This window comes from Meridianimarinicoccus zhengii (genome assembly GCF_003254465.1).
In the GTDB taxonomy this organism is placed as follows: domain Bacteria; phylum Pseudomonadota; class Alphaproteobacteria; order Rhodobacterales; family Rhodobacteraceae; genus Meridianimarinicoccus; species Meridianimarinicoccus zhengii.
Genome location: NZ_QDFI01000048.1, coordinates 19,318 through 30,698, shown reverse-complemented (window position 1 = coordinate 30,698; position 11,381 = coordinate 19,318). Strand labels below are relative to the sequence as shown.

Sequence of the window (11,381 nt, the reverse complement as noted above, 5' to 3'; positions counted from 1 at the left end):
GCCCGCCGGCGTGCGCGCGCGGCTGTCGCCCGCGGCGGCGGCGCTGGCCTTCGGCCATCCGTCCGGGGCGGCGTGATCGCGCGCCCAACCTTCCGCGATCATGTGCCCTTAACAGGGTCGCGGTTATGCAGTAAGTCGCAATGCGTGCGTGTGTTTTCGGTGAAAGGCGGCCCCCGATGATCCATCCTGTCATTCTCTGCGGCGGGTCGGGGACCCGGCTCTGGCCGCTCTCGCGCAAGGATTTCCCGAAGCAGTTCACCCGGCTGCTGGGCGATGAAAGCCTGTTCCAGGCCTGCGCGCGGCGCTTCACGGGCGACGGGTTCGCCGCCCCGCTGGTGCTGTCGGCCGCGGATTTCCGCTTCATGGCGCTGGAACAGCTGGGCGATCTCGGCATCGACAGGGCGACCGTGATGCTGGAACCCACGCCGCGCAATACCGCGCCCGCGGTGCTGGCCGCGGCCCTGCATCTCGAGGTGCAGGGCGCGGGGGACGATCTGATGCTGGTGGCGCCCTCGGATCACGTGATCCGCGATGTCCCCGCCTTCCTCGCCGCCGTGCAGGCCGGCGCGCAGGCGGCGCGGGACGGCGCGCTCGTGACCTTCGGCATCCGCCCCGACCGGGCCGAGACGGGCTATGGCTACCTGGAACTCGCCGATGCCGCCGCCTGCGCCGCCCATGCCGCCGCCCCGGTGACGCGCTTCGTGGAAAAGCCCGATGCCGATGCCGCCGCCGCGATGCTGGCCGAGGGGCGGTTCCTGTGGAACGCGGGGATCTTCCTGTTTCGCGTGCGAAACATCGTCGAGGCGTTCGAAACCCACGCGCCGGACATGGTGGCGCCCTGCCGCGCGGCGGTGGCCGGGGCGCGGTCCGACCTGGGGTTCCTGCGGCTCGATGCGGAGCCTTGGGCCGGCGTGCCCGAGGACAGCATCGATTACGCGATCATGGAACGCGCGGGCCGCGTCGCCGCCGTGCCGGTGGATTGCGGCTGGTCGGATCTCGGGGCCTGGGACGCGGTCTGGCGCGAGATGGGACCGGACACGGACGGCGTGGCGCAGGCGGGCGAGGTCACGCAGATCGGCTGCACGGACACGCTCCTGCGGTCGGAAGAGGACGGGCCGCGGCTGGTGGGCGTGAACCTGCGCGGCATCGCCGCCATCGCCATGCGCGACGCGGTGCTCGTGGCCGACATGACCGACCTGCAGGCGGTCAAGGCCGCGGTGGCGCGGATGAAGGCGGACGGCGTGCGCGAGGCGGAAACCCTGCCGCGCACCTACCGGCCCTGGGGCTGGTACGAGACGCTGGCGCTGGACGACCGCTTCCAGGTCAAGCAGATCATGGTGCCGCCGGGGCGCAAGCTGTCGCTGCAAAGCCATCACCACCGGTCGGAACACTGGATCGTCGTCAAGGGCACCGCCACGGTGACGGTGGACGACAAGGTCACGCTCGTGACCGAGAACCAGTCGGTCTACATCCCGCTCGGGGCCGTGCACCGGCTGGAAAACCCCGGCAAGGTGGACCTGCACCTGATCGAGGTGCAGACCGGCGCCTATCTGGGCGAGGACGACATCCTGCGCTACGAGGATATCTACAATCGTGCGTGACGACCGCACGGACCCGCGCGACGGGATCTTCGACATCGCCGGGATGGAAAAGGGTCTGGGCCGCCGGGCGGGGCGGGCCTCGGTGGTCGCACTCGGCGTCGGCGTGCTGCGCGGCGTGCTGCAGATCGGGTCCATCGCGATCATCGCCCGGCTGATCCCGCCCGCGGATTACGGCATCTACGCCATGGCCCTGCCGGCGGTGACGATCGGCATGGCGCTGTCGAACCTCGGCCTGCCCCAGGCGATCGTGCAGCACCGCACCATCACCCATCTGCATGTCAGCGCCCTGTTCTGGCTCAATCTCGGGCTGGCGGCGCTGATCGCGGGGCTGCTTTATGCCTTCGCCGGGCCGATGTCGGCCTGGTACGGCGACGACCGGGTGATGCCCGTGCTGCAGGTGATCAGCCTGAGCCTGCTGTTCTCGGCCACGTCGGGGCAGTACATTTCCATCCTGCGCCGCCGGCTGCGGATACGCGAGACCGAGTTCCTGACCCTCGCCGCCGAGATCCTCGGGCTGGCCGTGGCCATCGCCGGGGCGCTGAACGGGCTGAGCTACTGGGCGCTGGTGCTGCAGCATCTGGTCACGCCGCTGTTGCGGACCGTGTTCATGGCCGTGCGGTGCCGCTGGCTGCCATCGGGGCCGCAGCATGTGCGCCTCGGCGACGCGCTGCAATCGCTGCGCTTCGGCGGATATCTCGCCGCGGCGTCGATCGTGGCGCGGCTGACCGGCTACATGGGCACGGTGATCGCGGGGGCGCTGTTCGCATCGGCGGCGGCGGGCCTGTTCTACCGGGCCAGGAACATCGCGGTGCTGGCGCCCCATCGCGTCACCGATCCGCTGAGCGGGGTGTTCACCTCCACCCTGAGCCGGCTGCAGGACGACGCGGACGGGTTCCGGACCATGTTCGTGCGGCTGGTGAGCCGGTCCAACCTGGCGATCCTGCCCGTGGCGGTGTTCGTGGCCGCCGGATCCGCGCCGCTGGTGGACCTGCTGATGGGGCAGGACTGGTCCGAGGCGGCGCCGCTGCTGTTCTGGCTGTCGCTGTTCACCTTTCGCCAGGGCGGCAGCACCGGCCTGCAGAACGCGCTGGTGGCCTGCGGGCGGACCGGGGCGCTGTTCGGCTTCAACGTCGCCCGGATGGTGCTGCTGGCGCTGGTCATGGTGACCGGCGCGCAGCTGGGCGGGGTGCTGACGATGACCATCGCCTACACGCTGTGCGAACTGGTGGTGACGCTGCCGCTGATGGTGGCCGTCGCGGGGCGCACGACGCCGGTCACGCTGCGAACCTTCATGGCGGGCAGCGGGACCGACATCCTGCTGGCGCTGGGGCTGGCGGGGGGGCTGGCCTTCGGGCTGATGCCGCGGCTGGCGGGCCAGCCGGCCATCGTGCAGCTCGCCGTTCTCGGCGCGGCGGTCGGGCTGGTCTACGCGCTGCGCATCGCGCTCTCGCCCGCGCTGCGCGGCGACGTGCTGCGGGTGCTGCGCAACGTGCTGGGGCGGGGCTGAGCGGCAGGGCCCGCGCCCCCGCGGATCAGTCGAACAGGATCGCGTCTAGCCGGGCCCGGAAATCCGCCGTGCGCTGCCGGACCGTGTCGCGCACCGGGCCGAAGACATCCGCCGCAAGATGCGTGCCCGCGCCGATCGCCTGCGTCACGTGGTCGAAGAACGCGGCCTCGGTCGTCTCCGGGTCATGGGCGAAATGGAACGCTTGCGCCCCCATCATGTCGAACAGCACCTTCTTCTTGAAATCGCCCAGCGTGCCCACCTGCCCCGCCGCCGCGCGCCCGACGCAGTAGGTCGGCACGCCGAGCGTCAGCGCGTTCACGCAGACATGGTAGGTGTCGGTCAGCACGAAGCGGGCGCCCAGCATCTCCTGCCGCATGCGCGTGAAGGCGGCATCCGCGGTGGCGTCGGGCAGGCGGAACCACTCTGCCAGATGCACGGGCCGCAGCCCCGTCGCCGCCTGCACCGCGCGCACCAGCCCGTCCACGTCCTCGAACCCCGAGCGGGCGAAATGGTAGCAGAACGTCCCGGTGTCGGCGGGCGCCGCGTCGCTGCCCAGCAGGAAGGCGCAGTCGATCCCCTGTTCCACCCTTGCATGGGCATCCGCCCCCAGCATCCCCGACAGGTTGGTCAGCGAATGGGGATCGCGCGGCAGGATATGGTCGAAATGCGCCCCCAGCGACGCGAAGACATCGCCGAAATCCTGCCCGTAGGCGTGGTAGTCGTTCTGGAAGTTCTGCCCCGCCGACACCACCCGGGCGGCGGGCTTGCCGCCCGTCAGCGCATAGAGCGTCTTCCACCGCGCCATGGCCGCGGGCCGCGACCGGGAATAGGTGTAGCGCCTGTCCCAGTTGGTGAAGTCCCGGTCGCCATAGACCGGGTTGTTGGTGAAATCGCCCCAGAAGACCACGTGGCTGTATTCCGACAGCTGCGCCGGGTCGAAATAGAGCCGGTAGCGCATCCCGTGCGCCGTGGTCTGCGGCCGGGTCAGCCGGTAGAGCCGCAGCCGGTTGGCGATGCGCGCGGCGCGGTCGCACCGGAAATGCGCGACGAAAAGGTCGAAATCGCAATCCCGGCCGGACAGGTAGGCGCTGGCGGCAAGATCGACGCTGTACATGCCCGCGTTGGCGGGGTTGTAGGCGCAGATGACGGCGATCTTCGGACGAAGCCTGGACATGCCCATGTTCCCTGATCTTTCCTGAAGGCGTAAGGTCCCCCGCGCATGGCGGAGGCGGGGGCCGGGGTCACGTCACGCGCGCAGCCGGCGGCGCAGCTTGCGCGCGAACTGGCCCATGCGGCTGTTCATGCGCCGCAGCGCGGCGTCGCGCTCGGCCTGCTGGGCGGGGCTGAGCACGGGGGGCGGGGCGTCCGGCGCCTTGCGGTCGGGGACATAGCCGAAGCGGTCGAAATCGCGCGCGTAATGCCGGGCGATATGGTCGAGATCCCGCTGGGTCGGGACGGTTTCGGCGCTTCGCACCTTGGTGTAGTTGCCCCGCGCGTTGATCCGCGGCAGGGCGCGCGGCCCGTTCCGGTCGCCGGTCAGCGCGTCGAACCAGGGCACCAGCGCGTCGAGCCCGTGTTCCATGTGGAACACCTGCGCGCCGTCGGGCACGATGTCGTCCATGGGCCGGACATGGTTGTCGAAGATGAACGGATCCTCGGCCTGCCGCTCGGCGATGTCCTCCAGCCATTCGCCGAAGACGGTATCGGGCGGCACGCGTCGTTCGACCTCGAGCTGGAAATGGAAGGCGCTGACCAGCCGGGCCACCGGGTGGCGCACGATGGTGAAGGTCGCGTCGAAGAACCCGCCCGGAAACAGCCGCGCGAGGCTGGCGCGGTCGACATGCTGCGGCGATGTCCGCGACCACAGGCTGCCCGGATCGTGCCGGGTGTGCCACGTGTCGTTGAAGGCGATGGGTCCGAAGCGTTCCGACAGGTACCACGACACGGCGGACCCGCCGCATTTGGGCACATGGGCATAGAGCACCAGCTTCTCGTTTGCCCGGAAAATGGGCATCGGTCATACCTCCACGTTACGGCCCCCGCGCGCGCGACACCGCAAATCGGCGCACCGGACATGTACCGCGTCTTCCATACCCGCATCTTCATGCCGGTGCGATATCTTCCACGCATTTTCCGAAAAACCGTGCCTGCGAATGGCCGGTATCGCCGCATCCTGCGCCGGTTCGGTCCGGTTCGGTCGTGGGCCGGTCGTGGGCCGGGGCAGGATCTGCTAGGATCGGCCCGGTCCGGTGCCTGTGCGGAAAACCGCTGCCCGCGCGGGCGGCCGCCGTGAGAAAGCTTGCAACCAGAGGAATAAATGCTGCATCCCCCCCGTAAGAAAAGCATGGTGCCGGAGCGGCATCGCAACAAGGCCCGCGTCGCGGGGATCGTGTGGTTCCGGTGTGTTACTCTTGCGACCGTTCTCGCATGGCTCATGGTCGGCGCCGTTCCGGTCGCCGCGGACGGACCTCGCCATGACAGGAGCAGTCACGCCATGACCCCATGGACCATCTCGACCGTCGCGGATCTGGAAAGGGCCTTTGCCACGATCCCCGATGGCGGCACGATCGAACTGACCCCGGGCAATTATGCACGCGCGGAACTGACCGATCGCGACTTCGTCACCGGGGTGACGATCACGTCGGCGGTGGCGGATGACCGGGCGGTCTTCACCGACCGGCTGATCCTGGAGGACGTGAGCGGCGTGACGGTCGAGGCGCTGGACCTGCGCGCGGCCCAGATCGCCACCCACGGCAACTATCCGCGGCTCAAGGTCAAGGACAGCGCGGACGTGACCATCACGGACGTGACGATCGCGGGCCATATCGCCAGCGCCGACGAGGGCCAGGACCCGTTCGCGGACTCGACCCGGCGGCTCGACCCGATCGCGGGCTACGGCCAGGATACCGGCCTGAACGTGAACGGCAGCACCGGCGTGACGATCACCGGGGTCGAGTTGACGGACCTGCGGCTCGGGATCAGCCTGTCCGGGGTCCACGACACGACGGTCCGCGACACCGAGATCCACGCGGTCCGCGAGGGCATCAACATCAACGACGCCCGCAACCTGCTGATCGAGGACAACGTGTTCCGCAACTTCACGCCCTGGCTCACGGGCAAGAAGTCGAACATCGACCATGCCGACATGATCCAGTTCTGGGCGACGCAGTCGGATTTCGGCGTCCATGACCTGACGATCCGCAACAACCTGTTCCGCCAGGATGCGGGCGACCGCGAGACGCAGACGATCTTCGGCCATGGCCGCAACGCGGGCCCGGACGCGACGCTGACGAATTTCACCATCGAGGGCAACACGATCATCAACGGGCAGGCGCACGGGATCTCCATCACCGACGTGACGGGCGTGCGGATCCGCGAGAACGTGCTGCTGCCGCAGGCCGACCTGCCCGACATGCCCGACCAGGTGGACCGGCCCGCGATCTGGAGCGTCCGCAACACCGATGTCGAGATCGCGGGCAACACCCTGCTGCCGCTGTCGAACCTGCGGGACATGAAGATCGACGACAGCACCGATGTCACCCTGACGGACAACATCATCCTGTCCTACACGCCGTCCAGCCCGCTCTTCTGGCGCAAGGTGTTCGAACGGATCGAGGCGGGCACGTGGGAACATGGCGGGGCGGATCCCGATCGCGTGGCGGTGGATGTGGATGTCGTGCCCGACCCGCAGCCGGACGGGCCAGTGGACGATGGGCCAGTGGATGACGGGCCGGCGGATGATGGGCCCCGGCAGGACGGGTCGCTGGACGATGCGCCGGATGCGCCGCTGGACGACGGCCAGGCCGGTCCCGCGGCCATCATCAAGGCGGCCCGCGACGCGGGCTGGCTGGAAAGGACCGCCGATCCCGCGGGAAGCGTTCTCGATCCGGGCGGCGTTCCCACGCTGCTCGTCGGCAATGACGGGCATGACTGGCTGCGCGGGCGCGGAACGGACACGATCATGTTCGGCGGCGACAGCGGGGACAAGTTCGCCTTCGATTTCCGCAACCCGGACAGCGCCGCCCGCCATGTCGTTCTCGATCTCGACTGGGCCGGGAGCGATTATCTCAAGCTGCTGACGCCGGGCGGCAACCACTTCGCCCAGAGCTGGGACGACCTGGACGTGCTGATCGCCGACGGCCATCTGCGGGTCGTGCCCCGCGACACCGGCGCGGGGCTTCTGCTGCATGTGGCGGACCGGCCGGACCAGCAGATCGAGCTGGCCACGATGGCCGCGCTCGACGCGCTGGACTGGATCGCGTGACCGGGCGGGACGTCAGATGAGCGTCCCGTCGTCCTGGTAGGTGTCGACCTCGACCAGGTCGACATCGGCATCCTCGAGCGGCAGGTCGTCGGGATCCGGCGCGTCCGCTTCGGGCAGGGGCGCGCCGGACGTGTCCTGGACGGAATCCGCCACGTAGGCGGCTTCGTCGAGACCGTCCGACAGGTCCCCCCCGGCATCGTCGAGCGCGAGGTCGATCGTGGCGAGATCGGGGTCGGCGATGCCGCTGCCCCCCGCGAAGGCGGCGAAATCCTCGGCGATGCTGTCGGCGTCGGCGGCATCGTCGAACACGGCGACATCGGCGACGCGCCCGCCGAAGGTCGCCTTCCAGCTGTCGCCCAGCATGGTCTGGCCGAAATTGCCGACACTGCCCGTCATCTCGAGCTGTTTCACCAGCTCGCCGTCAAGCCAGACGGACAGGCCGGTGCCGTCATCGGCATAGCTCAGCACCAGCCGGTGGACCTCGCCGTCGTTGAGGACGGCGGAGGCCTCGGCGCCGAGCGATCCGTTGTAGCGCAGCTGCGCGCCGTCGGCATCCTGCATCGTGGCGCCCCAGGTCAGGGTGCCGGAGGGGTTCACCGACATGCTCATGAAGCCGGGGGCGTAGAACACGCGCCCCGCCTGGCCCGCGTCGTCGATGGCGAGGCTGAGCGCCAGGGTGAAGCTGTCGCTGCCTTGGAGGTCGGCCATGTCGGGCAGCGCGAAGCTGGTGCGGGCGCTGCCGTCGAAGGCGAGCGCCTGGCCGTCGGCGGATTCCGCGAAGGTCAGGTCGTCGAGCGCGTCGAAGCCGAGCGTGTCGACATCGAGATGGGCCACCAGCGCCTCGGCCATCTCCGAGGCGACCAGCAGCGACGGCACGTCGGCGGGCGGCAGGGCCGGCATGGCCGCCCCCGCGAAGGCGGCGAAATCCTCGGCGATGCTGTCGGCGTCGGCGGCATCGTCGAACACGGCGACATCGGCGACGCGCCCGCCGAAGGTCGCCTTCCAGCTGTCGCCCAGCATGGTCTGGCCGAAATTGCCGACACTGCCCGTCATCTCGAGCTGTTTCACCAGCTCGCCGTCAAGCCAGACGGACAGGCCGGTGCCGTCATCGGCATAGCTCAGCACCAGCCGGTGGACCTCGCCGTCGTTGAGGACGGCGGAGGCCTCGGCGCCGAGCGATCCGTTGTAGCGCAGCTGCGCGCCGTCGGCATCCTGCATCGTGGCGCCCCAGGTCAGGGTGCCGGAGGGGTTCACCGACATGCTCATGAAGCCGGGGGCGTAGAACACGCGCCCCGCCTGGCCCGCGTCGTCGATGGCGAGGCTGAGCGCCAGGGTGAAGCTGTCGCTGCCTTGGAGGTCGGCCATGTCGGGCAGCGCGAAGCTGGTGCGGGCGCTGCCGTCGAAGGCGAGCGCCTGGCCGTCGGCGGATTCCGCGAAGGTCAGGTCGTCGAGCGCGTCGAAGCCGAGCGTGTCGACATCGAGATGGGCCACCAGCGCCTCGGCCATCTCCGAGGCGACCAGCAGCGACGGTACGTCGGCGGGCGCGGGGGCGTCCGTCGGCATCTCGAGGCCGGTCATCATCTCCGCGGGCACGCCGGCCAGCGGATCCGCCATCTCGGCGTCGGATTCCGTGGGCACGTTCAGGATGCGCAGCCCCGCGATCTCGCCGTCGATGCCGGGATGGCCCGGTGCCCAGGCCCCGGACACGATCGGGTAATCGCCCATGTCGACGAGCCCCGTCACGTCCAGCACGCCCACCGCCACGTCGTCGAGCCGCACGGTCAGGCCGGTCCCGCCCGCGCAGCCGTCATAGGACAGGGTCACCGTGTGCCAGCCCGTGTCCGACAGCACGCCCGGTTCCGTCGTCATCGTTTCCTTGTTCTCGGGCCCGTTCATCGACACGTAGAGCGACCCGTCCGCGTTGGCCGTCACCCGCAGCACGCCGCGCTTGTGCAGCAGGATGCCGCCCGCCTCGGGCGTGTCCTGGCGGAATTCGAGCTGGATGGAGAACGCCTCCAGCGCCCGGAAGGCCGGTTGCAGGCGGTTGACCCCGAACTGGTCGTAGGGATCGACCGACAGGGCCGTGCGCGTGCCGTCCGCCGACAGGGCGATCTCGGGATCGCCGCCCGTCATGTAGACGTCGTTCCGGAAATTCGGATCGCGTTCGGGAAGGCCGGCGGCCGGATCGAAATCGAACAGCACGGGGCTTTCGGCGGTCACGCTGCGGGTCACCGTCTCGGCCGTGCCGTCGGCATGGAGCGCCGACAGCGTCACGTCGCGCGGCCCGTCCTCGGCGAAGCAGATCGACACCGCGGTGCCTTCGAAGATGCGCCCGTCATCGGTGGTCCAGACATACGAGACCCCGTCCTGCGGCGCGTGGACGCCGAAGTCGAACACCTGCGTCAGGGTCGCGGATTCCGCGACCGACATGCTGAGCAGGCCGAGATCGTCGATATCCGTCAGGCCGGATCCGACCCCGTCCGCCGCCGATCCGTCGATCGCCTGGAAGTCGCGCAGGTCCTTTTCCCCGCCCGTGCCGGCATTCACGAACATCCTGTCCACGTAATTCGGGGAGCCCGGATCCTGGTAGTCGATCTGGATGTTGTTCTCGATCACGACCGTGCCGGTCAGCTCGTCCCGTTCGGGATAGGATTCCACCACGAGCCCGACATTGCCTGTCACCTCCACGTTCGTGAGCTGCTTGAGGTTGATCATGGGCTGGCTGCCGGATGTGCCGGTGGACTCCGCGGTCCGGTAGAACAGCGCGTCGTCGTTGACGAGCACGGTGTTGTTGGTGATCTGCGCGTTCGTGAAATTGGTCGCGGTGATGCCGTGGATCGTGCTGCCGGTGATGACGAGATTGTTGTCGATCACCAGCCCCGTGGCGGGGGTCGTGTCGTACATCCCGCCGCCGCCGAAGATCCCCTGGTAGGCCGCGTCGCCCGCGTTGAAGTAGTTGTTCGTGATGGTCAGGTTGTCGACCGTGTCGGTGGCGTTCGCATGCCAGTACTGCAGGATGTCGTCGTGGTTCTCGTCATAGGTGGAGCCGTAGAGGTCATCCACGACGTTGCGGTCGATCGTCGTGTTGTCGCTGGACACGATCCGCATCACGTCGAGCTGGATCCGGGTCATCACGTTGCCCTGGATCACGGTGTCCGTGCTGCGGTTCACGCTGACACCCATGGACAGGCCGGTCAGCCCGTTGTCGGCGATCACGGTATCCACCGCGTTGTTCATGTAGATCCCGCCGCCGCCCGCATCCATGTCGTCGACGGCGAGCCGGCCCGTGGCCGTGCCCGTGACGGTGTTGCCCACCAGCGAGATGCCGGTCGTGTTGCTCAGGTAGACCGCGTGCCCGAACTCGTTCAGCGGATCGCCGGTCACGAAGGACAGGCCGGTGAAGGTCAGGTTCTGGGACTTGACCAGGTTCATGCCGCTGATCTCGGCCGGGTTGTCCGGGTCGGCCGAGGTCACGACGATCTGTTCCTTGGCATAGGTGCGGTCGAGATCGAGCCGGAACGCCCCGCCCGACGTGTCCACCAGGATCGTGCCGCCCGTCGTCTTGAGCGCGGCGACGGCGTCGACATACTCGGCGTTGCTGGTCACGGTGATCGTGGGCGATCCTTCCGCGACGGGAGCGATCTCGTAAGGGGATCCGGTAACCTTGGCGTAATCCATGATCTTGCCTTCGCGCTGGGGGAGGGTCAATTTGCCATGGATTCGGCTTTTAGGTCCACGGCCCCCGGAATTCAAAAGACAATTCGAGAAGAGGTGTGTCGGAATTCGGGGGTATGTGCAAAATGATTAAAATGCCGCCTTCGGCCGCACGGGCCGCACGGGCCGTTGGGGCCTTGACCGGCCTTCGGATCCGCGATGTCCGCCGGGGCTGTCCATGCGTCCGGTCCGCCGGGCGCACACGCGCGCGTGACGGGCGTGCGATGGACCCGTGCAACGGGTCCGCGTAATGGTATAGACACCGCGGCGCGGGATATGGATACCGTGTAGCGCA

At 68.8% G+C, this 11,381-nt stretch carries 6 protein-coding genes; 3 read left to right on the top strand and 3 right to left on the bottom strand.

Annotated features, from left to right (window positions below; all coding sequences use genetic code 11):
- The first annotated feature begins 176 nt into the window (after positions 1 to 176).
- Together DDE13_RS14950 and DDE13_RS14945 are read left to right on the top strand one after the other, a co-directional pair.
- A complete protein-coding gene (locus tag DDE13_RS14950) occupies positions 177 to 1,601 on the top strand; it encodes a mannose-1-phosphate guanylyltransferase/mannose-6-phosphate isomerase (protein ID WP_111405093.1) in 1,425 nt (474 codons plus the stop codon).
- A complete protein-coding gene (locus DDE13_RS14945) occupies positions 1,594 to 3,108 on the top strand; it encodes an oligosaccharide flippase family protein (RefSeq protein ID WP_111405092.1) in 1,515 nt (504 codons plus the stop codon). Before DDE13_RS14950 ends, DDE13_RS14945 begins: the two co-directional genes overlap by 8 nt.
- A gap of 25 nt (positions 3,109 to 3,133) precedes the next feature.
- On the opposite strand, the gene DDE13_RS14940 is transcribed toward DDE13_RS14945, so the two are convergent.
- Positions 3,134 to 4,282, bottom strand: coding sequence for a polysaccharide pyruvyl transferase family protein (locus DDE13_RS14940; RefSeq protein WP_162631037.1), 1,149 nt, complete (start codon positions 4,280 to 4,282; stop codon positions 3,134 to 3,136).
- A 72-nt stretch (positions 4,283 to 4,354) separates the two neighbouring features.
- Positions 4,355 to 5,122, bottom strand: coding sequence for a sulfotransferase family 2 domain-containing protein (locus tag DDE13_RS14935; RefSeq protein ID WP_111405090.1), 768 nt, complete (start codon positions 5,120 to 5,122; stop codon positions 4,355 to 4,357).
- A gap of 480 nt (positions 5,123 to 5,602) precedes the next feature.
- On the opposite strand from DDE13_RS14935, the gene DDE13_RS14930 reads away from it, so the two are divergent.
- Positions 5,603 to 7,372, top strand: a complete 1,770-nt coding sequence (locus tag DDE13_RS14930; RefSeq protein WP_162631036.1) for a NosD domain-containing protein — start codon at positions 5,603 to 5,605, stop codon at positions 7,370 to 7,372.
- Between the two features lie 12 nt (positions 7,373 to 7,384).
- Here the strand turns inward: DDE13_RS14930 and DDE13_RS14925 are convergent, their stop codons facing one another.
- Entirely contained in the window at positions 7,385 to 11,050 is a 3,666-nt protein-coding gene (locus DDE13_RS14925) for a LamG-like jellyroll fold domain-containing protein (protein WP_111405088.1), read from the bottom strand.
- Positions 11,051 to 11,381: the final 331 nt, after the last annotated feature.